A 24,993-nucleotide genomic window follows, 5' to 3' on the forward strand; every position below is an offset into this window, starting at 1 on the left:
CAGGCACCACCCGTGGACATTTGTCCACGGGTGGTGCCTGACACCTTTACAATTTTCAACTGGCCGATGGGAATTTTATTTCAACTTTTGTTCCTAATTTTTCTTTACTGCTAAATGTAATGATGCCCTGGTGTTGTTTTATGATTTTATGGCTAATCATTAGGCCGAGGCCTGTTCCTTTTTCTTTCAATGTATAGAATGGTTCACCTAATCGAGGAAGTAATTCTTCAGGAATCCCGCACCCTTGGTCCTGAATAGAAATAATACATTCATCATCTGGTCCTCTTTGAAGCTTGACGTGAATTTCTCCCCCTTCTTTCATTGCTTCCATTGCATTCTTTAAAATATTAAGAAAGACCTGTTTTAATTGATTTTTCTCACAGGTAATAAAGTAGGATGTTTCATCAAAATCCAGTTTGAATTGGATATTACTCATCATAGCTTCAGGCGCTAGAAGTTCAAGGGTATCTTCGATCAAATCGAGGATATTCGTCCTGACTAATTGAAGCGCTTGCGGTTTTCCCAAAGTAAGCAGTTGGCTGGTAATCGTTTCAATACGATTCAATTCACTTAAGAGCAAATCATCAATCGAACTATCCCCTCTTTTATGAAGCTGCATGAAGCCTTTTATAGTGGTTAGAGGATTCCTTATTTCATGGGCCACGCCTGCCGCTAACTCCCCGACAATTGATAGTTTCTCCGAGCGCAAAAGGATATTTTCTGCCTGCTTTCGTTCAGAGATATCTCTGCTAATAATAACAATATTAGCTATGAGATTATTCTCTCCCTTTACAGGCATACAGCGTGACTCAAATTCAATCCAATGTCCGTCTTTGTGCTTTAATCGGAATTCCATTGATTGTGATTCTTTTTGGTCAAACATCAATTTAACTGTACTTCGAAACCGATTCACATCGTCAGGATGAATGAACTTGCATAATTCGAAACTCTCCAATTCACAGCGTTGAAATCCTAAAACTATTTCGTGTGAAGGAGAAAAGTAACTGATTGCCTGCTCTTTATCCATAACCATTATAAGGTCTGATGTATTCTCAGCGATAAGGCGGTATTTTGATTCACTTGCCTCTACCAGTTTATACATATCTGTTAACCTATTATTTAATCTATGCAGCTTTTCATATGACTCTATGAGTAATGCGCCAATGATCACCCCTAACATCACAAATAATAAATATTGTAAATGAAAGATAGGGTTATCAATAAATATCTTAAAAGTAAAGACCGTAATCCCATAAATCACAATATAAGCAGCAAATATTATGACGATCCTTTTAATCGCCGTAAAGCGTTTAATAAAGAAGTAAATAACTGAGAAACCAAACATCAACAATCCCCAGCCAATAAGAACTGGTTCCCATTGACCGCTTGTCCACAGTCTTGCGAGTAATGAAAACAGTCCTGTAATTAATCCTGCGAGTGGACCAAGGTAAGCAAATATAAGAATAATAGGTGCATACCTGATATCGTAAGAATAGCCTTGCTGCTGGAAAGACAGCATAACGAGAAGTACGGAAACCACCCCCGCATAAACAGATCCCCAGGGGCGAGCTAGTTTAAATGGTTTATGCTTAATGAATGAGGAGATGACTAAAGGTGTACTAACCAATAGTGAAAAGATTGCAAGATTAAAAATATAGTCTAACAAGATCATTGTGCTTCCACCCACTCTAACTGTTCTCGAAATATTCCCTTTTATCATAAACTAGAGTCGTGCCTATTACCATAGTAATGATAAGCTTTTAAAAAAGGAAATTACATCTTGATTCGAACGGGTATTTATTACTATTTAATATCATATAATTTGCACTTTTCATAAAAACTGGTTTTCCCAATTTTAAGTACTTTAGCAGCTTCCTGCTTATTGCCATTCGTTATGTGTAAAGCATTAAGGATTGCTTCCTTTTCCACCTTCGCAAGTATTTCTTTTAATGAAGAAATCTGTAATTCCCCTTTTAACGCCTGCTGATTATTCGAAGGATGGGCTGCAGGAATATAATTATTATCCATTTCCATGTCCCGCAGGTATAATGGCAGATGGGCAACTTCAATCGTTTTTCCATCTAAAACATTAATGGAACGTTCCAATACATTCTCAAGTTCCCGGATGTTTCCCGGCCATGAATGCTGCATTAGTCTTTCTTCTACGTAAGGAGACAGCGCGATCCCTTTACGATAAAATCTCCTCTCTAATTTTTTCAATAGATTTTGGGAAATAAGCGGAATATCCTCTTTTCGTTCTCTTAGGGGAGGGATATCTATCTTGATTACATTTAATCGATAGTACAAATCCTGTCGAAATTTCCCTTCCTCCACCAACACCTCTAATTCACGGTGTGTAGCAGCGATTATCCGGACATCTACAGCTATTGATCTTTGACCACCAACTCGCTGCACCTCTTTTTCCTGCAATACCCTTAAAAGCTTACTTTGCATCGAGAGTGGCATGTCACCAATTTCATCTAGAAAGAGTGTCCCATTATTAGCAATTTCGAACTGACCCTTCTTGCCGCCTTTCTTTGCCCCTGTAAATGCACCATCTTCATAACCAAATAGCTCCGATTCGAGTAAATGTTCTGGAATTGATGCACAATTGATTGCAACAAAAGGCAGGGAGGCACGCATGCTGCTATTATGAATGGCATGTGCAAATAATTCCTTGCCTGTTCCTGATTCCCCAATTAATAGGACGGATGAGTTGCTTTCAGAAATTCTTTCTGCTAGTTTTTTCGTTGCCGCAAAAGCTGGGCTATTCCCAATTAAATGGTTGAAATGGTATTTACTTTTCAACTCTTTTTCAACTTTTGTTTTATAATATTTTAATTCTTCCACTAGTCCTTGTATCTTTGTTTTATACATTTGCCATTCATCTGGTGTGCGAAACATGACTGTTCCCACCGCTCCTACTATTTTCCCATCTTCAATTATAGGGAAACGGTTAGCAATCATTTCACTTCCATTGATGGGATGAAGGGCAGCAAGCTCTTTTTGTCCTGTTTTGGCGACGATGTGCATACGTGAATTTTCAATGACATCCTGTACTGGCCGGTGGACGGAATCTTTCACGGTTGTTCCTAAAAACTCGCAATATGCTTCATTTATATAAAGAATAATCCCTTTGTGATCCACCACAACTATTCGTTCTGCTAATAAATTAATAATTTGCTTATGCCAATTAACAGGGATTCCCTCAAACCCTTCGAACATTCTTATCCCACCTTTGCACATTAGACATTGTCATTATATCAAATAACGACAGAGGATTGAGGAATTGGAGGTATTTCAATAAAAGTGAAAATCCTATTCGAACAATCGAATAGGATTCATTATTTCAATTATTGAGCCGTGTAGCCTCCATCTAGAATGACCGCTTGGCCAGTAACGCCTCTTCCTTTATCGCTTGCTAGAAAGACAGCATAATCAGCAATTTCTGATACCGATAAGAGCCTCCTTTGCGGAACTAGCGGGAAGAGTACTTCTTCAATGACACGATCTAGGCTGACATTTCTCGTTTTTGCCAAATCTCCTAATTGATTTCTGACGAGCGGTGTATCGACGTAACCAGGACATAAAGCATTTACAGTGATTCCATCGGCTGCGCCCTCTAATGCAGCAACCTTGGTTAAGCCAATGACACCGTGTTTAGCACTATTGTAGGCAGCCTTACCTGCAAACCCAATAACACCATTAATGGAAGCCATATTGATGACTCTTCCAAAGCCTTGTTTCTTCATGATTGGGAATACATTTTTAATCCCGATGAAGGGGGCTGTTAACATGATTTTGACAAGTAATTCAAATTTTTCAGTAGGAAACTCTTCAATTGGTGAAACATATTGCATTCCTGCATTATTGACTAAAATATCTATGCTTCCGAAAGTTTGATAAGCAGCCTCGAGACTATTTTTAAATGCTTCCTCATCGGTCACATCACATGGGGCTGCTAGTGCTTCAAATCCTTGCTCCCTTAGTTCAGAGGCCACTTCTTCACTTTTACTAGCATTTAAATCAGAGATAACTACTTTTGCTCCTTCCTCTGCAAAAGTCTTCGCAATTTCTAATCCTATCCCACTTGCAGAACCTGTAATAAACGCTGTTTTTCCATCTAATGCCTTGCTCATCCGAGCATCCTCCTTAATAACTAGAAAACTATGATTCTATATTTACCATTTTTAGATAATTCCAAATAAGGTGTAGAGACCAATAACAAAGAAAACAGCCACTGTTTTAATGATCGTAACAGCGAAAATATCGCGGTACGATTGCTTGTGTGTTAATCCAGTAACAGCAAGTAACGTGATAACAGCACCGTTATGTGGAAGTGTATCCATACCACCGGATGCCATGGCAACAACACGGTGCATTACTTCTGGCGGAATATTTGCCGCCGCAATTGCCTGGTTGTACTTATCAGCCATTGCACCTAACGCAATCCCCATACCACCTGAGGCAGAACCAGTAATCCCTGCAAGGGAACTAGTTGTAACCGCACCGTTAACGAGCGGATTTGTAAAGGTGCTGGAAATTCCATCACTGATTTTTGTAAATCCAGGAAGAGCAGCAATAACTCCTCCAAAACCATATTCTGCTCCTGTGTTCATGGTGGCAAGCAAGGCTCCGGCAATACTTAGGTTTAAGCCTTCTTTAAAGTTTATCTTTACTCGCTTCCAATCAAAAGCAAGTGATGTAATAATCCCAACGACTAGAGCCATTTCAATTGCCCAAATCGCGGCAACAGTCGGAACATCTACTACATACGCCTTTAGACCAATTGCAGAAAAATCAAAACCGTTCGGATACCATTTTGGAATGTATGTGATGAACAGTTTATTGGTAACCCCTACTAAGATAAGCGGTACAAACGCCATAACTTGTTTTAAAACTGATTGCTTAGATGTTAAATCTGGAACCGCCATATCCTTTTGATTGGCTTCAGCCAATGCCGCCGCATTCTCTGTTCCAAACCCAAAGTAACCTTCTCCTGCCTTTGCAGCCTTTTTCCTACGTGTTTCAAGATATAAGAGACCTAGGCCTAATACAAAAATAGCACCAATAATTCCAAGAGTTGGAGCGGCATAAATATTCGTTTTAAAGAATTGAATTGGAATAACGTTCTGAATTTGCGGTGTCCCCGGCAGGGCATCCATAGTGAATGTGAAAGCACCAAGTGCAATCGTCCCTGGGATTAAGCGCTTTGGAATATTCGCTTCCCTGAACATTTGGGCGGCAAACGGATAAATAGCAAAAACAGCTACAAATAAACTTACACCGCTATATGTTAAAATTGCACCTAATAATACGATGGTTAGCATCGCACGTTTTGCACCAAGCCAGCGGACAATCGTCTTCGCAATGGATTCTGCAATCCCTGACATTTCAACCACTTTACCAAAAATCGCTCCTAATAAGAAAACAGGGAAGTACGATTTAATAAATCCGACCATTTTTTCCATGAAGACGCCGGAAAAGAATGGTAAAACATGGATCGGGTCAACAAGTAATACTGCTAAAAGTGCACAGATTGGAGCAAATAAGATAACAGAAAACCCTCGGTAGGCAACAAACATTAATAGCCCAAGCGATAAAAGAATAATAAATAATTGCATTTAAATCCCCCTTATAAGTTTAGATTGAACTTCATTTCATTTCGTAAGCGTTTGCAAATTGAAGTCTACTATTTTAACTGCAAGTTCCATGCCAATTTTGTTTATTAATTTTAAAGAGTATAAATTTTCAGTATTATCACACTGTTATTATACTAAATTAATACGGAAACCACTAAGATCCACCAATGTATCGATCTTTTATTCCGAAATTCTGGAATAATTTACGAATGTGATTCCGGGAATGCGGAATTTTCCGTATTTCAGGAATTTACTTTAAAACGAAAGAACAGTCCCCAACTACAAAAAAGCGAAGAGCATATTCATGTGCTCCTCGCTTTTTTGCGTCATGGTAAATGAGTTTCTAATCCTTAGTTACTTTTATATAACCAATATCTTCAACGATTTCTTGGCCTTGTGGTCCCTGCATCCATTCCAGGAATGGATGGATTGTTTGCATTTTTTTGTTGTCATTCACTGTGATCGCATATAAGGAGGCCGTGAAAGGGTATTTTCCACTAGCGATGTTTTCAGGACTTGGTTCAATCCCATTAATCGCCAACAGCTTGATATCTGTATTTGCCTTCATTCCCGTTGCAAAGAACCGAAACGAAAATCCAATTGAATTGTCATAGTTTCGGTAGTCGGCTACCTGTTCAATAATCCCGCCCATCCCTTCAGGTACATCTTCTTTTAGAGGCTTCATGATAGGCGTATCACCCATGATTTTTTCCAGAAGCGTTTGACTCCCCGAATTTTTAGGACGCTGGAAAGCAATAATTTTTTCATCCTTGCCGCCTAGTTTTGACCAGTTTTTAATTTTTCCAGAGTAAATGCCTTTAATCTCTGAAACAGATAGGCTATCAATCTTATTATCTGGATTTACGAAAAAGACAAATGCTTCCTTCCCAATTGGGGTCATGACCAGTTCTTTACCTGCCTCTTTCGCCATTTGCTGCTGTTCTTTTGATGGCTCTGCACCAAAGTAAATATCGACATCACCTGTTAAAAGCCGCTCATAGGCATAAATGGTATTAGTAAAGGTGACGACTTCCTCATTTTCTTGAACCACCTTTTCAATATTTTCATAGGCTGCATTGGCAAAAGCGGAATACACCGGGAACGCAGCTTCTGCCCCATCTAAAATAGGCATTTCACTTGGGTTTTTAATCGTGAAAGTTGAAGCAGTTTTCAACTTTGGCAGAATATTATCTGGATTATTCACATCATATGGATAAAGGTCTGTACTCGAATATCCTCCTCCATATTCAAACCCGTAGGATGGCAGGACCGTTTTACTGCGATGCCATTGAACAGCGGCACCAGTACCGATTGCAAGCATAAATATCATTATCACTGACAGCAGTTGCTTTTTATTGAAGGCTGGGAGCATTCTCCCCATTAATACGGCAAGCGCTGTTCCTAAAATAAAGGAAAGCTCGTATGCTAATGGTGCCCCCAGAAATAATCTTCCTTCTCCCATAAGCATGGCAATAAAATAGTTTGGCGCGTATACCAAATGAAAAATACTATAAAACAACCAAGCATCTGCACCGTAAAACCCTTTGCTAATCAGCATAAATAGGGCCCAAAGGACCGCCGTATAGGCAAGCGGAACAAGAACAAGGAGCAGATAGTTCTTTATGTATTCCTGCTTCAAGTGCTTCTTGCTTACGAGGAACCCGGTCAAACACCCCGCAACAATTAATCCAGGAAGTGCTGCAAGCAAAGTATTATCAAATTCCGTCATAATCGCGAATGCGAAAAAGCTAAAAACTAGTGGTACGATGCCAAAATACAACAATAAGAACTTTACTATTTTCCCCATGTCTCCGCTCCTTTTTATTGGTTTTTTCGAGATTATATAATAGTGTAATTTTACACTTTTATAATAAAATTTACAACATATAACTTTTGAGGGATATATGAATAAGTGCTTCATGTAAAAAAAGACCCTTCCGCAAGCGGAAGGGTCACTTTAAAAATTTACTCAACTGTACCTATTTTGAAAGCATTGTTAGGACTGTATCCAATAAAACATTGATCCCCTTTTCGCAGTCTTCCCACGTTGTTAATTCTTCCTCACAATGGCTCTTTCCATTAATACTTGGAACAAACAACATCGCAGTAGGTACGAAGCTGGCAATGAACTGGGCATCATGTCCTGCACCCGAAACCATTCTTTTATTGGAATAACCAAGTGCCTGGGCGGACTCTTCTAGTGCCTTACAGATTTCTGGTTCGAACCAGACGGTGTCCCGCCCCCATAATTTGGTTGTTTTTACCTCGCAGCCTTCATTAAGTGAAGTTAAATTTGGGAGTGATTCGATGAAGTTTTTAACTGTACGGACAATTTCCATATCTTTATGGCGTGCCTCAAGGGTAAAGACGACCTTGTTCGGAATGACCGTATGGATGCTTGGGTACACGTTCACCCTGCCAATCGTGAAAACTAAGTCTTCATCTAATCCCCCCAACCGCCTGCGGATTTCATTGATTAAGTTATTTGCAGCGAACAGGGCATCTTTTCTCATATTCATTGGGGTGGTGCCGGCATGATCAGATTCCCCTGTTATTTCAATCTCATAGCAGGCCATTCCGACGACACACTCTACAACACCAATCGAGAGGTCCTCTTTTTCAAGGATCGGGCCTTGTTCAATATGAAGCTCTAATAGGGCCGCGGCCTCTTTCAACCGATTCTCTACTTCCCCCTCGTAGCCGCTTGCCTTTAAAGCCTCACCAAAGGTAATTCCCTCTGAATCTACCTTTTTCAGCATTACTTCCTTATCAAATTTACCAGAGAGCACCCCTGAAGCCATCATGGATGGTTCAAACCGGGCTCCTTCTTCATTTGTAAAATTAACGATCGTTATTGGTATTTGTGGTTTTATCTGATTCTCAACCAACGTCCTAACGACTTCTAAGCCAGCTACAACTCCTAAAACACCATCAAATCGGCCGCCTTTTTTCACCGAATCCAAATGGGAACCAATGAGAATTGGCGGTTTATCCTCAATTCCAGCTAGTGTTGCATACATGCAGCCCATATCATCAATCGTGACGGTCAGACATAATTCCTCACAGCAGGAACGGAAATAGTCCCTTACTCGAATATCCTCTTTTGATAAGGACAACCTTGTGACCCCATTGTTTTGGGTCCGGCCAAAGTTTGCAAATTGTTCTAGTGTCGTTTTCAGTCTTTCTCCATTAATCAATAACTTTTGTCTTTGCATGATTAAACACTCCCTTTTTTTAAGTGAGATTACGTGCATGATTCATTGGTTAAAAAATCTCATGGAGGATTAAACCGGACATTTGCGGAATATGATCATTATGCAGCTCTTAGCCCAAATTTTAGCTTATTTTAAAATTTTATGTAAATATTCAGTCAATATATTCATTATACACTACGGCCAAGCCCTGTCATTAGACAGAACATAAAATCTCACATACAAATTGTTTGATAGTTTGTATGAAAAAAGGTGTCAGGCACCGCTCTTGGACAACTGTCCACGAACGGTGCCTGACACCAACACCATTAAACTTATTTTTTCTTTGCGTGTTTGCGCATGTCGAATGCTACTGCTACGACGATGATAAGTCCTTTTACGATGAATTGGATGTATGGACTTACACCAAGGAAGGCTAGACCGTAGTTGATGATTTGGAATATTAATACCCCGGTTACGACGCCTGGTACAGACCCGATACCACCTGATAGTGATACACCACCGACTACGCAGGCTGCGATGGCATCTAGTTCGTACATGTTTCCTGTATTGTTTGTTGCACTACCAACACGACCAGCTTCAAGCGTACCAGAGAATCCATATAATAAACCTGCAATCATATAGATAATGATCAGGTTTCTTGCAACGTTAACACCTGAAACCTTTGCTGCTTCAGGGTTTCCACCGATCGCAAACATGTTTTTACCTAATTGTGTTTTATTCCAAATAACCCAGATAACTGCAGTTGTTATAATTGCATAAATGACAAGATATGGAAGTTCATAGGATCCAATTGGAATCCCGCGTTGGGCAAATGTTGTAAATTTTTCGCTTAATCCACCAATCGGCTGTGCGCCATATGGCGGGCGGTCAAAGTAAATAGAAGTGATTCCGTATACACCAATCATCATACCTAATGTGGCAATGAATGGCGGCACATGTAACTTGGCTACAATTACACCATTTAATGTAGAAATTAAACCCGTTGCAATCATGGCAATTAAGATTGGGACAATTAACGGCAATTCTGGAAGGTTCGGATACATTTTATAAGCATAATCACCAGCTTGCAGCAAAGATGCAGACACCACAGCTGCTAGCCCAACCATCCGTCCAGCAGATAAGTCTGTTCCAGCGGTAATCAGAATTCCAGCCATCCCAAGCGCAATAATGATCCGGGAAGATGACTGACTTAGGATATTGATAAGATTTGTCACTGATAGAAAGTCAGGAGAAGCGATTACGATTCCAATGACTAGTAAGATTAAAAATACATATATCACATTATCAAAGAGCAACTTGGTTATATTGCCTTTTTGTGTAGCTGATTTATTCATTTGCATCTCCTCCTAATACAAAGCTGCTAAGCTCATGATTTCTTCTTGGGATGTTGTTGCCGTTTCGACAATCCCAGCTGCTTTACCATTACTCATAACTAAAATTCGGTCAGAAACTCCTAGAAGCTCTGGCATTTCTGAAGAAATCATGATAATTCCTTTTCCTTCAGCGGCTAACTCATTGATTAACTGGTAAATTTCGAACTTTGCCCCAACGTCAATCCCTCGTGTCGGTTCATCTAGCAATAAAATTTCCGGTTTGGTTAACAGCCAGCGTCCAATAATAACCTTTTGCTGGTTACCCCCTGAAAGACTGCCGATAGATGTTTTTTGCGATGGGGTTTTTACTTTCATTGAATCAATCACCCATTGCGTATCATCAGCAACTTTTCGGTCCGATAGGAAACCGCTTTTAGTTTTATATTGCTTCATATTTGAAATAATCGAGTTAAAACTGATACTCAAATCAGGGAATATACCCGTTGATCTTCTTTCTTCAGTAACAAGGGCAAAGCCGTTTTTGATGGCGTGTTGCGGCGAGTGATTTTTGACCACCTTGCCATTTAATTCAATCGTTCCTGAGGTTATCGATCTTATCCCAAACAATGCTTCAACAACCTCTGTCCGTTTGGATCCAACTAAGCCGGCAATCCCTAATATTTCTCCTTTTCTTAGTTCAAAACTTACATTAGAAAAAGAAGGTTGTGTTTCTGCCGTCAGATCAGAGACTTTCAAAATGACATCCCCAGGCTTGTTTGCCTTAGCGGGGAAGCGCTGCGATAAGTCACGGCCAACCATCAGTTTGATGATTTCGTCAGTGGTGAGATCTTTCGCGCTTTTGGTCGCAATATACTGACCGTCACGCATGATGGTTACTTCATCAGAAATCTTCAAGATTTCCTCCATTTTGTGAGATATATAGATAATTGCTACATTCTCACTTTGCAGTCTTCTAATGATTCTAAATAGATGATTTACTTCAGTCTCAGTAAGTGATGAGGTTGGTTCATCCATAACGATGATTTTTGAATGGTAAGAAACAGCCTTGGCAATTTCGACCATTTGCATTTCTGAAACAGATAGCGTACTCACCTTACTGCGTGGATCAATATTGATGTCAAGGCTTTTGAAAATCGCTGCTGTATCCTCATACATTTTCTTTTCATCTATGAAAATACCTTTTTTTGGATAACGGCCGAGCCATATATTATCCATAACATTCTGTTGACGAACCTGATTAAGTTCTTGGTGCACCATTGATACGCCATTTTCAAGGGCCTGCTTTGAATTGGCAAAGGAGACTTCTTTTCCATCAAAAAGGATTTTGCCTTCATCCATCGAATAAATCCCAAATAGGCATTTCATTAGTGTTGATTTTCCGGCACCATTTTCGCCCATTAAGGCATGTACTGATCCGGGCTTTACTTTAAGGGACACATTATTTAAAGCAAGTACCCCAGGGAATCGTTTGGTTATGTTTAGCATTTCAAGTAAGTTGGTAGTTCTGGATTCTGACATGAGCGAACCTCCTTGTTAAACCATTTGAAGATAAGACACAGTTTTAGGTGCCTTATATGAATTTTTTATAAACATACGGTGTCCAGCTCCAATTTCGAAGGAGTCTTACTCCGAACGAAAGAAAAGCGATCCCTTTTCCTTCGTTCGAAGAGCGCCAAGGGGCTGTGCAGCCCCTGGACAAGGCGCTTCCACTTTTCTACTTATAAGCGTCTTTACCCACTTGGATATTATCTTTTGTAATTTCAATGTAAGGAACACGTACGGCTTTATTATCATCAAGCTTCCATTCTGTTCCGTCTAATACGTCTTTACCCTTTGCTGCATTTGCTGCAAGATCAATGGTAGCTTTACCTTGGTTTTTAGCATCGTTTAAGACAGTACCAACCATTTTGCCTTTTTCAATCATTTCAAGTGCTTCTGGAATCGCGTCTACACCTACAACTGGCATAAACTTGTCGCCAGAGAAGTAGCCCGCTTTTTCAAGAGAAGCAACCGCACCTAGGGCCATTCCATCATTATTAGCGATGACAAATTCAATCTTATCGCTGTACTTAGCTAACCAAGCATCCATTTTTTCAGTCGCTTTTGTTGCATCCCACATCGCCGTATCCATTGCTAATTCTTCTACTTGGATACCTTTCTCTTTTACAGTATCCACTGCAAATTTTGTACGTGCTTCTGCATCTGGATGTCCTGGCTCACCTTTTAATAATACGTATTGAAGTTTACCATCTTTGTTTTTATCATATTTATCTTTGTTAGCTTCCCAAGCTTTAGCAATAAGTTGCCCCTGAAGAACACCTGATTCTGAAGATGTAGTTCCAACATAGTAAGCTTTATCGTAGCCTTTTAATACGCTGGCATCTGGCTCTTTGTTAAAGAAAATGACTGGAATATTTTTTGGTTTCGCTTTGTCGATAATTGTTTGAGCCGCTTTTGGATCCACAAGGTTAATGGCAAGAGACTTAGCTCCTTTGGCAATAAGTGTATCGACTTGTTCAATTTGTTTTGCTTGGTCGTTTTGAGAGTCGTTCAACATTAGCTTTACATTATCTTTAGCTGAAGTTTCCATTGCACGGCGCACATAAGACATAAAGTTGTCATCAAATTTGTAAATGGTCGCACCAACTGCTGGAAGACTATCCTTGCCTGAACCAGAATCCTTACCACTAGTTGAATCACTGCAGCCTGTTGCTAATAGAATACTAGACGCAACTGTCAAAGATAGAATTAACCCTTTTTTCTTTTTAAACATGTTGTCATTCTCCTTTTACTATTTAGTAAAGACTCTGGTAAGCATCTAATCTGCTTAACTTAGCCTCCATGTAAGCCCTTACCTATATGTTAGCATCGGACGAAACTTTGCAATAGTTCAAAACACTAGCACTAATTTGCGATTACCTAGATTATTTTGCAAACGCTTGCAATCCAAATGTAATATTTGTAAAAAAAGAGACCAACCCATTTTGCGGATTGGTCTTTTAGTAAAATTATTAATTTACAGAAGCCTTACGGAATTCAGTAGGAGACAAACCAGTATGCTTTTTAAAAACACGGCTAAAATAATTCGGATCTTTATAGCCGATTAAATAGCAGATTTCCTTTAAACTTTTTCCGGGGTCTGCCATTTCCGATTTTGCCTTTGAAATCCTTTTCTCTGTTAAATAATCGATAAACGTCAAACCGAACCGATCTTTAAATAATTTACTGAAATAAAAAGGACTAAGTTCCACATATTCAGCAACTTGTTCCAAAGTAAGGGAATCGGCATAGTGAATTTCAATATATTCCTTTGCTTTATGCAGCATTCCTTTGGCATGATTGTTACGCCAGACCTGTACATGCTGGACTACCGCCAACAGATGGGCTTTTCCCTTTTCTACGATCTTCATTGCTTCTTCCGTTTCATCAATAGATGGGAGTTGTTGATAGCTGATTCCTAAATCATGGAGCATTCGCGAAATCAGAACAAACAATTCATCAAAAGACTTTTTTAGCAATGGAGCACTTAATTCATTATTTTCCGTAGGCATCGTGACAAATGAATCAAAAGTTAACAGGACTTGATTCACATCTCCCTGCCGGACGGCATCCAAGAGCTTTTTCTCAACCTCAAGTATCCCAGATTGATCTGGCCGTTCTGTTGATTCTTGTCTGTCCGAAAAAAAGTACCTTTGATTCGGGCTTTTTAGCAGTTGTTCTAATGCCATGACTGCTTCATGGTAGGAATGATTCAGTTCATGTGCATAATGGTAAGGTCGGCCAATTCCAATCCGCAATTGACCTTTGAAAGATTCTTTATTAAAAATCGCAAATAGCCGTTCAATAGTAGACCTTACGATGGATTTAAACTGGCTTTTTTCTATCGTTTTTTGGGATAGGAATAAAACTGGAACTTGGTTGTCCGTCATCGGCCCAAAAATAGCCTCTTTTTCTTTTACCAAAGATTTTACGTTTTCCTTGAGCCACAAATACCAAGATTGTTTTTCGTTTGTCGTTATTTCGCTTTCTTGTATTGGCTGAAAGGAAAACAGCGTTATATATCCACTTGTAATTTCAACACCTAATAATTGTCCCCATTCATCAAACGTAATGTCCTGGACTTGATTTACCAAAAGCGATGATACCCATTCCTTTTGGGCAATGGAAACAGCACGATTAAGATTTTGCCTTAAGTTTTCGTGCTCTTCCCTATGCTTCCGTTCTTCAACGATTTCCTCCGAGACACGGTGTAAGCTTTCAAGAATATCCTTTTTACTGCTCGGCTTTAGGATGTATTCCTTTACCCCCTGCTGCATGACTTCTTTAGCATATTCAAAGGTATTAAACGCCGACACCATGATAAACCGAATACCGGGGGCGAATCTTCTAATCGCTTTTACTGCTTGGACTCCATCAACCCCAGGCATTTTTATGTCCATAAACATAATATCAGGTTGATGTTCTTTAGCCATTTCAATGGCTATTCTTCCATTGGGAGCCTCTCCTATGACCTTGACTGTATCCGAAGAGTTGTTAATAATTTTTGTTAATGCCTTTCTCTCCAGTATTTCGTCATCTACTATAAGTATTTTCAACAAGCTCTTGTCCCCCTTTACCTACCTCAGGAATGGTCAGTCTAAACGTGGTCCCTTTCTTCAATTCTGATTCGATCTCCACTACGTCGTTTCGCTGGTAATAGAGTTGAAGCCTTCTAATTACGTTTTTCACTCCAATCCCATTGGAATGGCCCTTTGACTTATCAGGAACAAAAGACTCTTCTGCTGCTGTTCCTTCCACATAATTGAGAAATCTTTTTTTAGTAGCTTCACTCATCCCTTCCCCGTTATCGATAACTTCCACGTAAATTCGGTCATTGTGTCGGTATACATTCAGGCGGATCTCTGCATTTTCTTCATATTCCTCTACCCCATGAATGAAGGCGTTCTCAATGAGTGGCTGCAAAATTAAAACCGGAATCTCAATATCCAAACAGTCTTCCTGGATATCTGTAATAAATTGGATCCGCTCTCCAAATCTCGTTTTTTGAATATAAAAATACTCACTGACAATTCTCACCTCATCACGAAGAGTTGAGGCCTTATTCACATCTCCGAGATTGTACCGCAGTAATGCCGCAACAGCTTCAATCAATCTGGACGTTTGTTCTGCTTCCTCTAAATAAGCCAGTTTTGAAACCGTATTCAATGTATTGAATAAAAAGTGTGGATTGATTTGATTTTGCAGACTCCGCAGCTCCAATTCCTTTAACAGCTTATCCAATTCCGATTTTTGTTTGATCTCCTTTACCAATTGCCTTAGATTCGTGCGCATTTGGTTAAAGGTTTCCGTTAATGGCTTTAACTCGTCCTTTGAGGTAATTTTTATATCTTCTCCTGATAGATTTCCTTTTGAAATTTCCTTTGCCGCTTTTGATAGCAAACTAATTGGCTTCGTAATCCCGCCGGAAATCCATAACGCTAACAAGGTGCTAAGGAAAAAAGCAGCCGCAAAAAGCGAAATCGACATCAATTTATAATAATGGTTTTGCTGCTCCATCTGGCCATAAAATTTTTGATAATCTGTCAGTTTATTATTTAACAAATCCAGAGTGCTTTCCTGAAGAAAACCATTAATCTTTAAAACCTCATTAAAATGATTCGAATATTTGTTAATCTCGTCCTTTTTAAAAGCCCCTAAAGTTGCATCACTTTCGTCTATAAAGCTATCGATCATATTTTTATAATTTGTAAGATTAATTTCATTTGTATGAATTACTTCATATAATCTATTTTGATCCTTGATTAGCTTCAGCTTTTCTTTTTGAAAATCTCTTAGATAGGAAGGCTGTTTGTCTAAAATATATGCATGCAGCTTTTCCGTCATTAAGTTGGTTCTTTGGGAGATATCATTCAACAACAGAAAGCGTTCAAAACTGTCGTCATATTCCGTTACTAATTTTTCACTGCTGTTATAAAAAAAGAAGCCGACAGAAGATAATAAAACAACAAGCACAATAAAATATAAAAGCAGCTTTGATCTGATACGAAATAACATCACTTTCTTCCCCCCATTCCTCTGACAGGAAGGTCCTCTACACCGATAATTCGAGTATTTGTATGGACAATAGGAGGTACTCTTTTTCCCTCAATAATATTAATCATCATTTCCACGGCACCGTATCCCATTTGATATGGCTCTTGAACGACCGTTGCCTTAATGGTTCCCTGCCGAATGTATTTTATGGTTTCGGGAAGTGTATCGAATCCAATAATGTATATTTGATTTTGCTTTTTATATTTTTCTACCACATGTGCTATTTCAATGCCGTCCAGAGCGCTTGTTCCAAAAAATGCATTCACTTCAGGGTGTTCCTGCATGATTTGGTTAGCCTTTTCTGCAGCTTTCACCCGGCTAATCTCTGATTCTTCCAAAGCAATAATATGAATCCCTTTTTCAGGTTGAACGGCATCCTTAAAGCCCTGTACCCTTTGAATTTGGTGATTCCTAGTAAAGCTGCCGGTAATTATCGCTACATTTGCTTTTCCCTTTGTATCTTTAATTAAGGCCTTCCCTGCCAAAAATCCAGAATAATAATTGTCTGTCCCAATATAAGCCTGCCTTCTGCTATTTGCTGCATCTGTATCAACAGTAATGACAGGTATTCCCTTTGCTACAACCTTATTGATAAGTGGGCTAAATTGGTCATCGCTCAGTCCCTGTGTCATGATTCCGTCCACTTTTGCTGCCGCCGACATTTCAATTGTTTTTAAATGATCGTCCAGATTGGATTGTTTTGGTCCGGCATATTCTAAGAGAACATCGTGTTTTTTAGCTGCTGCCTTTGCCCCTTCTTCAACAAGCTTCCAATAATCATTATCTAACTCCTCTGGAACAAGAATAAAATGGTAGTTATACTTTTTTACTGCCTTTTCCTCTTTGGGCAAATGGTGGGTAACGACCTTATATCCGTAAAATATTGAAAATGAGCAACTGACAAGAAAAAACAAACTTCCTACTGTATAGGCAACGATGGATAACTTGCTCATATAACATCCCCAATCCTCGTGCATTGTTAATGCATATTATACGGAACTTACCAATTTTCGACAATCTCCAAAAAATGAAAATATTTTGACTAGAATCCTCATTTTTACCAAAAGATAAACAGCCTTCATTGACTTTCAATGAGGGCTGCTTATCCATGTTTATTAAAAATTATTTGGTAAGTCGTTCAAAGTCAACTTTAGGCGCTAATGCCTCGTTCACCTTTTCAACGACGATGTCGCGGTCTACCGTAAACGTGACTGTTCCTTTAATGTCTTCTGAGGATGCACCAACTTTTACAGTATAGGTGCCTTTTTCAAGAACCCATGCATTTTTCTCTTCATCGAAGGAGGCAAGGTCTTTGGCATTAAGTTCGAATTGAAGCAGTTGACGTTGGTGCGGCTTCAGTTCTTTTGTTTTATCAAAAGCTTTGAGTTCCACAGCAGGTTTTTCAAGCTTTCCATCCGGAGCGGAAACATAGACTTGAACGACCTCTCTACCGGCTAATTTCCCTGTATTTTCTACCAAAGCTGATACCTTTAGCGTGTCTTTGAATTTCTTGCCCTCGCTGATATTTACATGACTAATATTGAAATCAGTATAGGATAATCCATAACCAAATTCATAAGCAGGCTTTACATTAAACGTCGTGTTGTAACGGTAACCGACATAAATGTCTTCGTTATAGACTACCTGTGTTGGGTTCTCAGCAGGTGTACCAGGGAAGCTATCGGCCGATGCCACATCACTGTATTTTACAGGGAAGGTAGTTGGCAGTTTTCCGGACGGATTGACTTTACCGGAAATCACATCGGCAACCGCATATCCTGCTTCTTGACCAGGCTGCCATGCTAAGAGGATTGAGTCGACCTTATCCCGCCAGCTGGCTACCTCGATCGGTCCGCCAATATTTAGAATAACCGCTACTTTTTTGCCTTGCTTATGGTATTCTGCGGATACGTTCGCAATCATGTCTTGTTCAGCATCACTCAGTAGGTAATCCCCTTTTTCCACTTTACGGTCTGCACCTTCTCCAGAATTTCGGCCAATGACAATGACACCAACATCCGTGGCCTGAGAAGCTCCAGAAATTTCGTCATCTGCTAGAGGCTTTTCAGGAATAGCTGGAATTAACTTACCAAAATCTTCTCCCCATGGACTTGGTTTTATTTTGTATTGCTCCTGCGAGCGAAGTGTATCGATATATGTTTTATATTTACCTAATTCATTTTGGTTTAACTGGTATCCAGCACTCTTTAGACCATCTACAATCGAGGTGGTGTAAGCCGCATTAACATCTCCGCTTCCTGTTCCACCTTTAACGGTTTCAATTTGGGTATTACCAAATAATGTGATCTTCTGATCCTTGCTGATTGGTAAAGGCATTTTGTCGTTCTTTAAAAGAACCATCCCTTCAGCAGCCGCTTTTCGAGCTGTTTGGGCGTGGGCCGCTAAGTCTGGCTTGTCTGTATTTTGGTACTTTTTAAACTCAGGCGTTTGGATGAGGACGTTCAGAATGTTCTTGATATTCCGATTTAGCACCTTTTCGTCTAAACTTCCACTTTCAACAGCCGTTTTAATTAAGGTTGACTGGTTTGCCGCACCTGGCATTATCATGTCATTTTGTGCTTTCATTTGTTCAACAGGATCATTCCCGCCAAACCAGTCAGTCATTACAAAGCCTTTATAGCCCCAGTCATTACGTAAAACGGTTGTTAATAGGTCTGCACTTTGGGATGTGTATGTTCCGTTTAGTTTGTTATAAGAACTCATTACGGACCATGGATTAGATTCCTTAACAGCGATTTCAAATCCTTTTAGATAAATTTCGCGTAATGCTCGTTCTGAAACTACCGTATCAACGTTCATCCTATTCGATTCTTGGTTATTGGCTGCGAAGTGCTTGATTGTGGCACCGACCCCGTTGGATTGTACCCCATTCACCATCGCTGCAGCCATTTTTCCTGAAATTAAAGGATCTTCTGAATAGTATTCGAAGTTTCGGCCGTTTAATGGATTACGATGGATATTTAGCGCTGGTGCTAATAACATATCGACACCATATTCTTTTACTTCATTTCCTTGAGCTTTACCAATAGCTTCTACTGTTGCTGTATCCCAAGTAGAGGCCAGCGATGTTGCGATTGGGAAAGCGGTTGCATAGTAGGTTTGAGTTTGTCCTGTTCTGGTTGGTCTGATTCTCAGGCCTGCCGGACCGTCGGCAAAACGCAGTTCAGGGATTCCTAACCGAGGAATTCCATATGTACCACCTACTGCTCCAACTACATCCTCAAAAGCAGGCGTTCCAAATCCAGGCATTCCTACCCCTACAACGAATTTTGATTTTTCCTCGAGGGTCATCGCTTGAATCACACGGTCAATCGATGCCGCATCTGTTAAGTATGGCGTTGATGTCTGTTCAGTAGAAGTTAGAGCTTGCTTTACGGATGTTGGATTTTGACTTTGAGCGGATGCAATGTCATAGGTGAGTCCTGAGAGAAGTAATGAAGATGTAAGAGTAAATGCTAGAAATTTTGACTTTTTCTTTTTCCTTAGTTTTTTTAACATAATGCTAATTCCCCCTCAAATTAGTTTAACCTTTTTACACAAGAAAAATCGAAACGCTTACATTTGCTAGTTTAACTTAAACAAACTTTCTGACAATTAATAATCTTCTGGATTATATTGCGAATATCTTCACTATTTTGTTTTACTCAAAAAGTGTTAGAATGAGCCTCCTTTACCGTTATATCAACCTATATCTAAAGTCCTGTCGGAAAATGTCTAACAAATATGTAGAATTACCCTTGATTTTTTATTAATTTATTGAATATTCAGTCAATGACAAATTAATCTAGTAAATCACAATTTTATGCTACCTCTTCTAACTTATCGAATGATATTTTACATGTTAACTTTTTTGTTGTAAGGGTTTTCATTTATAAAAGGAGTGGTTAGGTTTGAAAAGTTATTACAAAGTTCTAAGTTCATCCATGTTTAGTTTAATGCTATTGTCATCAGGTATTTCAGGCGTACAAGCAGCGGAACAGCCACAATCGCAAGTTAATGGCGCGTCGGTTACTACAGACAATAGTGCTGTACAAACCAGTGCTGTACAGGAGCAAACACCGATGTTAGTAGACCAAGCTTCCATTCCAGCAGTTATTCAGGCGATGACGCTGGACGAGAAGGTCGATTTGATTGGAGGAGCTGGAGCGGCAGTAACAGGGGCTGCTGGTGGAACGTTTGCTATTCCAAGGCTTGGTATTCCAAAGCTTACTTTTGCTGATGGTCCAGCGGGGCTCCGGTTTGGATCCACAGCCAATAAGTCGACAACCGGTTTCCCCATTCCCTCGGCATTATCTGCAAGTTTTAATAAGGATCTAATGTACCAGGTTTCTAGTGCGATGGGAAAAGAAACCCTGGATTACGGCATTGATGTCATCTTAGGACCAGCATTGAATATTCATAGAGATCCAAGAGGCGGAAGAAACTTCGAATATTATTCAGAAGATCCACTCTTAAGCGGTGAAATGGCAGCTGAGTTTACAAAAGGGGTCCAAGACCAGGGTGTTGGCGTAAGTATGAAGCACTATGCAGCAAATAATCAGGAAACCAATAGACAATCAGTCAATGAGGTTATTTCTGAACGCGCCTTAAGAGAAATTTATTTAGCTGGATTCGAGCGGGTAGTAAAAGAAGCGAACCCATGGACAGTGATGAGTTCCTATAATTCTATTAATGGACCTTTCTCTGCTCATAATTCTTGGCTGTTAAATGATGTTTTAAGAAGCGACTGGGGCTTTAACGGTATGGTCATGACCGACTGGGGCGGCTCTAAACAAAATGGTATAGCGATGTTAAATGGCGGAAATGACTTGTCGATGCCAAGCTTGAATGCCGTTGGTAAAGCGGCGGTAAAAGCAGCCATCTTAGATGGTACACTTCAAGAGGAGAAACTTGATACGGCCATCGAGAATATTCTTAATTTAGTCGTTAAGTCACCGACATTCAAAAAATTAAGTACCGTTGATGATACGAAACAAAGTGTAAGTTCTGACCTTGCAGCAGCTAATGCAAAACTTTCACGAGAGGCAGCACCGGAAGGCATGGTTTTATTAAAGAATGGAAATAAAGCACTTCCTTTCGATAAAAAAGTGAAAAAAGTCGGTTTAGTCGGCAACTCCTATACCATGCCAAGCTGTGGTTTTGGTACACCTGCTTCTGCATGTACAACAGATAATGCCGCTTCAAAAATGTTCTTGATGGGAACCGGAAGCGCCTATGTAACACCAACCCATTCCGTACAACTTCCAGAAGGCTTGAAAAATGGTGGATATATACCTGTTAACACAAATGCCAGCGGTGCTGAAATGAATGAAAATCTTACCGCTGAAGATGCTGCATATATGGCACAGAATTCAGATATTGGTGTGATTGTGATTGCTAGAGGATCTGGAGAAGGGGCAGATGGAAATTCAACAACCTTTGAACCGTCAGAAAAAGAATCACAACTAATCGAAAAAGTTTCTGATGCCTATCACGCCGTTAATAAAAAGGTTGTCGTGGTCTTGAATGTCGGAGCTCCATTTAACACCGTTAGCTGGAGAGATTCTGTCGACTCCATTTTATTATCTTGGCAGCCAGGTATGGAAGCAGGTAATGCCCTCACAGATGTTCTTTCCGGTAAAGCGAATCCATCAGGGAAACTTCCGGCAACCTTCCCAGTAAAATTAGAAGATTCGCCAAGTTATGCGAACTTCCCAAGCTCGGACGGTAATTCAAACTTAGTAAATTATAAGGAAGATATTTACGTTGGTTACCGCTACTATTCTACCTTTAATGTTAAACCAGCTTACGAGTTTGGTTATGGACTATCCTATACAACGTTTGATTATAGCGACTTTAAATTAAATAAAGATACGTTATCGAATAAAATTAAAGTCCAGTTTAAAGTGACAAACTCCGGTTCACTGGCTGGAAAAGAGGCACCACAACTATATGTAAGTGCACCTGACGGTAAGTTAGAAAAACCAGCGCTTGAGTTGAAAGCATTCGGAAAAACCCGGGAGCTTAAGCCAGGTCAAAAAGAGACCTTCAACTTCTTTATCGATCCAAAGGATATTGCTTCATTTGATGAGTCTACTTCCTCTTGGATTGTTGAACAAGGAACCTATCAATTCAAGATTGGCGCTTCTTCTTCCGATATCAGAGGGACGCTGAATTTTAAAGTGGACAAAGATATTATTGCCGAAGTAGTTAATGACAATGGTCCTGATGTGCAATTAGAAACACTATCAAAATACAATCAGTAGAGTTATATGAACATCCCCAAAAATAACAGTGTGGAGGTAAAGGAAGATGCTTAAAAAAATGAAAAAAAGAGCAATGGTAGCCGCAATGGCTGCAGCCATGACTTTATCACTCAATACAAATGTTTTCGCTAAGGAAATCAATACTCAGCCAACATCCTATCAAACCGTGACAGAAATTGAAGATTGGGGAGCCGCAACCACCAAGGTAATTGTCAATATTGGGAAACCGATTCCAAAGGACTCTGTTACAACAGATACCTTCAACGTACATGTGGCCAGAAGCGATAAACGGTTAAAAACATCGTTCCTAGAGGAAGGGAACCGAACCATTACGAAAGCATACGTAGCAGATAAAGACGGCAATCCTGCGGTCCAAACAGGGAAATATGTGGTCTTAGAAATGAAAATTGGCCCTGAAGTATCCCTAGGTTCCCCTCTTAACTATGATTGGGCGACTACTGGTTTTAATGATTGGGTTGATATGAAATATACCATCACACAGCAAAAAGATATTGAAACAAGTGCAGGAACGATTTCAGGATTAGTTGTCGACCAATTCGCTGGGGAAACAAGAGAACTGGTAGATGATTTTTCAACGGGGAAAGCAACTTATGAAAATGTTAGTTTAACATACGCTGACTATACTCCGGCGAAAGACAATCATAAAAACCCATTAATTATCTGGCTGCATGGTGCTGGAGAAGGCGGATCAGACCCAACGATTGCAATCTCTGCCAATAAAGCAGCAAACTTTGCTTCAAAGGATATTCAATCCTACTTTGACGGTGCCTACGTTCTGGCTCCTCAAACACCTACTTTTTGGATGGACGGTTATACCGGAAGAGGGGATGGAACCTCCAAATATGAGGATGCTTTAATGTCCTTGATTAAGGATTATGTAGCTAATCACAAAGATATTGATTCCAGTCGAATATACATTGGCGGAGACTCTAACGGTGGGTATATGACCATGCTGATGGCGAGGGATTATACCAATTACTTTGCTGCTGCATTCCCAACTTGCGAAGCATTAAAGGACACGTTAATTACAGATGCTGAAATTCAAAAAATGAAGGATCTCCCAATGTGGTTCATTGCCGCTAAAACCGATCCAGTAGTTATCACAACACAATATGTTGAACCTACGTATCAACGCTTAGTTGACGCTGGCGCAGACAATGTCCATTTATCATTATTTGATAAGGTAGTCGATACATCCGGTTTATACACTAAAGCGGACGGAACTCCTTATGAATACAACGGACACTGGTCTTGGATTTATGTATACAATAATGCTCCAACAGACATAATCAACGGAAAAACAACTACCATTATGGAATGGCTGGCAGCTCAGTCTTTAAATAAATAAATGGTGTCAGGCACCACAAAAAGACAACAGACCGATTTTTCCACCACAGGTGGACAAATCGGTCTGTTTTAATTTTTTCTTAGGTTAGAAGCTGCTGTTACGAATGATTAGTTCGGTGGCGATGAATATTTTCTTGGCTGTTTTTCTGCCTGCGATTCTTTCCAAAAGTGTGTCAACGGCGGTTTCACCCATGATTTCGGTATGTACCTTAACAGTGCTTAAGGATGGGAAAACATATTTAGAGATACTGATATCATTGACACCTATGATGTTCACACGATCAGGAACGGAAATCCCTTCCTCCAACAGCGCCCTTAATGCGCCAACCGCAAGTGAATCATTACCTGCAAAGAAAGCCGTCGGTAATTGATCCCCCTGTTCGTGAATCGCCTTCTTCATCAACGCATGGCCATCATCAGCAGTAAAGTTACCTACATACATATACTCTTCATTGGGCAGTCCTTTTTCTGCTAAATAGCGCTTGAATGTCACCTCTCTTGGGTCTTCAATCATAGAGGTTTTATCCTTAAACACTTCTCTGCCGCCGATATACCCGATTCTCTCATGACCCTTTTGAATAAAATGATCGAGCACTTTTTTTGTAGCACGTTCAAAATCAATAACAATCGAATCAAACCGATCTTCATCTGGTGAGGTATCAACAAAGACAATATTTTTGGTAAACTTAACGAGATCATTCACTTGCTTCCTGCTAAATTTTCCAATCGCAATCAGCCCTTGAATATCGTCATCTTTCAGATCACCATAGTTGTCTTGAAAATATTTATCGATCTGAATCCCATGCTGCCGGCATTGGTTTTCAACACCCAGCCGGATGGACATGTAATATAAATCTTCCAGCTCTTCTTTTTCCGTATACCATTGTAAAAGAGCAATCTTACCCGAATCCTGCTTGCGGACTGGTTTCTTTTTATATGATAGTTCCTCTGCCACTTCGAAAATTCTTTTCTTCGTTTCATCACTGACAGAAAGTGTAGTGTCATAATTTAAAACACGGGATACCGTTGCAATCGATACCCCTGCTATTTGTGCAATATCTTTGATGGTAGCCAT

General features: G+C 39.8%; 16 protein-coding genes. 2 read left to right on the forward strand and 14 right to left on the reverse strand.

Translation table 11 applies throughout. From position 1 onward, the window contains the following. Positions 1–55 precede the first annotated feature (55 nt). The 13 genes from FS608_RS25235 to FS608_RS25295 all read right to left on the reverse strand — a co-directional run bounded on the left by FS608_RS25235 (position 56) and on the right by FS608_RS25295 (position 19,803). Positions 56–1,672, reverse strand: coding sequence for an ATP-binding protein (locus FS608_RS25235; RefSeq protein ID WP_144555327.1), 1,617 nt, complete (start codon positions 1,670–1,672; stop codon positions 56–58). A gap of 131 nt (positions 1,673–1,803) precedes the next feature. Beyond that, positions 1,804–3,225: a sigma-54 interaction domain-containing protein gene (locus FS608_RS25240; RefSeq protein ID WP_144555328.1), complete on the reverse strand. Its 1,422-nt coding sequence runs from the start codon at positions 3,223–3,225 to the stop codon at positions 1,804–1,806. A gap of 128 nt (positions 3,226–3,353) precedes the next feature. Beyond that, positions 3,354–4,139 carry a 3-hydroxybutyrate dehydrogenase gene (locus FS608_RS25245; RefSeq protein ID WP_144555329.1) on the reverse strand — a complete coding sequence of 262 codons (786 nt, stop codon included), beginning with the start codon at positions 4,137–4,139 and terminating at the stop codon, positions 3,354–3,356. Between the two features lie 51 nt (positions 4,140–4,190). After that, on the reverse strand, positions 4,191–5,624 hold the full coding sequence (locus FS608_RS25250; protein WP_144555330.1) for a GntP family permease: 1,434 nt from the start codon (positions 5,622–5,624) through the stop codon (positions 4,191–4,193). Between the two features lie 361 nt (positions 5,625–5,985). Continuing rightward, positions 5,986–7,449, reverse strand: a complete 1,464-nt coding sequence (locus tag FS608_RS25255; protein WP_144555331.1) for a PstS family phosphate ABC transporter substrate-binding protein — start codon at positions 7,447–7,449, stop codon at positions 5,986–5,988. A 172-nt stretch (positions 7,450–7,621) separates the two neighbouring features. Next, positions 7,622–8,857, reverse strand: coding sequence for a Zn-dependent hydrolase (locus tag FS608_RS25260; protein WP_144555332.1), 1,236 nt, complete (start codon positions 8,855–8,857; stop codon positions 7,622–7,624). A gap of 311 nt (positions 8,858–9,168) precedes the next feature. Continuing rightward, on the reverse strand, positions 9,169–10,191 hold the full coding sequence (mglC, locus tag FS608_RS25265) for a galactose/methyl galactoside ABC transporter permease MglC (RefSeq protein ID WP_144555333.1): 1,023 nt from the start codon (positions 10,189–10,191) through the stop codon (positions 9,169–9,171). A gap of 12 nt (positions 10,192–10,203) precedes the next feature. Continuing rightward, positions 10,204–11,709 (reverse strand): galactose/methyl galactoside ABC transporter ATP-binding protein MglA, encoded by a 1,506-nt coding sequence (mglA, locus tag FS608_RS25270; RefSeq protein ID WP_144555334.1) that lies wholly within the window; start codon positions 11,707–11,709, stop codon positions 10,204–10,206. Between the two features lie 196 nt (positions 11,710–11,905). After that, positions 11,906–12,964: a galactose/glucose ABC transporter substrate-binding protein MglB gene (gene mglB, locus FS608_RS25275; protein WP_144555335.1), complete on the reverse strand. Its 1,059-nt coding sequence runs from the start codon at positions 12,962–12,964 to the stop codon at positions 11,906–11,908. A gap of 238 nt (positions 12,965–13,202) precedes the next feature. Then, a complete protein-coding gene (locus FS608_RS25280) occupies positions 13,203–14,789 on the reverse strand; it encodes a response regulator (RefSeq protein WP_144555336.1) in 1,587 nt (528 codons plus the stop codon). After that, a complete protein-coding gene (locus FS608_RS25285; RefSeq protein WP_144555337.1) occupies positions 14,764–16,245 on the reverse strand; it encodes a sensor histidine kinase in 1,482 nt (493 codons plus the stop codon). The genes FS608_RS25280 and FS608_RS25285 overlap by 26 nt, the downstream gene beginning before the upstream one ends. Beyond that, complete coding sequence (locus tag FS608_RS25290; RefSeq protein WP_144555338.1) at positions 16,245–17,237, reverse strand: sugar-binding protein; 993 nt, start codon at positions 17,235–17,237, stop codon at positions 16,245–16,247. The genes FS608_RS25285 and FS608_RS25290 overlap by 1 nt, the downstream gene beginning before the upstream one ends. A gap of 169 nt (positions 17,238–17,406) precedes the next feature. Beyond that, positions 17,407–19,803 (reverse strand): beta-glucosidase, encoded by a 2,397-nt coding sequence (locus FS608_RS25295; protein ID WP_144555339.1) that lies wholly within the window; start codon positions 19,801–19,803, stop codon positions 17,407–17,409. Positions 19,804–20,195: 392 nt separating this feature from the next. Between FS608_RS25295 and FS608_RS25300 the strand changes: the two genes are divergently transcribed. Beyond that, positions 20,196–22,550: a glycoside hydrolase family 3 C-terminal domain-containing protein gene (locus FS608_RS25300; protein WP_144555340.1), complete on the forward strand. Its 2,355-nt coding sequence runs from the start codon at positions 20,196–20,198 to the stop codon at positions 22,548–22,550. Between the two features lie 85 nt (positions 22,551–22,635). Beyond that, positions 22,636–23,919, forward strand: a complete 1,284-nt coding sequence (locus FS608_RS25305; RefSeq protein WP_395947829.1) for a prolyl oligopeptidase family serine peptidase — start codon at positions 22,636–22,638, stop codon at positions 23,917–23,919. Between the two features lie 84 nt (positions 23,920–24,003). Here FS608_RS25305 and FS608_RS25310 read toward each other — a convergent pair whose 3' ends face one another. Beyond that, on the reverse strand, positions 24,004–24,993 hold the full coding sequence (locus tag FS608_RS25310; RefSeq protein WP_144555342.1) for a LacI family DNA-binding transcriptional regulator: 990 nt from the start codon (positions 24,991–24,993) through the stop codon (positions 24,004–24,006).

The organism is Bacillus sp. X1(2014) (genome assembly GCF_007678255.1).

Bases quoted from the DNA above. Each gene is read 5' to 3' on its own strand.
- FS608_RS25245 (WP_144555329.1), bottom strand. From the start codon at position 4,139: ATGAGCAAGGCATTAGATGGAAAAACAGCGTTTATTACAGGTTCTGCA.
- FS608_RS25240 (WP_144555328.1), bottom strand. From the start codon at position 3,225: ATGTTCGAAGGGTTTGAGGGAATCCCTGTTAATTGGCATAAGCAAATT.
- FS608_RS25310 (WP_144555342.1), bottom strand. From the start codon at position 24,993: ATGGCTACCATCAAAGATATTGCACAAATAGCAGGGGTATCGATTGCA.
- FS608_RS25250 (WP_144555330.1), bottom strand. From the start codon at position 5,624: ATGCAATTATTTATTATTCTTTTATCGCTTGGGCTATTAATGTTTGTT.
- mglA (WP_144555334.1), bottom strand. From the start codon at position 11,709: ATGTCAGAATCCAGAACTACCAACTTACTTGAAATGCTAAACATAACC.
- FS608_RS25295 (WP_144555339.1), bottom strand. From the start codon at position 19,803: ATGTTAAAAAAACTAAGGAAAAAGAAAAAGTCAAAATTTCTAGCATTT.
- FS608_RS25260 (WP_144555332.1), bottom strand. From the start codon at position 8,857: ATGCAAAGACAAAAGTTATTGATTAATGGAGAAAGACTGAAAACGACA.
- mglB (WP_144555335.1), bottom strand. From the start codon at position 12,964: ATGTTTAAAAAGAAAAAAGGGTTAATTCTATCTTTGACAGTTGCGTCT.
- FS608_RS25285 (WP_144555337.1), bottom strand. From the start codon at position 16,245: ATGTTATTTCGTATCAGATCAAAGCTGCTTTTATATTTTATTGTGCTT.
- mglC (WP_144555333.1), bottom strand. From the start codon at position 10,191: ATGAATAAATCAGCTACACAAAAAGGCAATATAACCAAGTTGCTCTTT.
- FS608_RS25290 (WP_144555338.1), bottom strand. From the start codon at position 17,237: ATGAGCAAGTTATCCATCGTTGCCTATACAGTAGGAAGTTTGTTTTTT.
- FS608_RS25305 (WP_395947829.1), top strand. From the start codon at position 22,636: ATGGCTGCAGCCATGACTTTATCACTCAATACAAATGTTTTCGCTAAG.
- FS608_RS25255 (WP_144555331.1), bottom strand. From the start codon at position 7,449: ATGGGGAAAATAGTAAAGTTCTTATTGTTGTATTTTGGCATCGTACCA.
- FS608_RS25235 (WP_144555327.1), bottom strand. From the start codon at position 1,672: ATGATCTTGTTAGACTATATTTTTAATCTTGCAATCTTTTCACTATTG.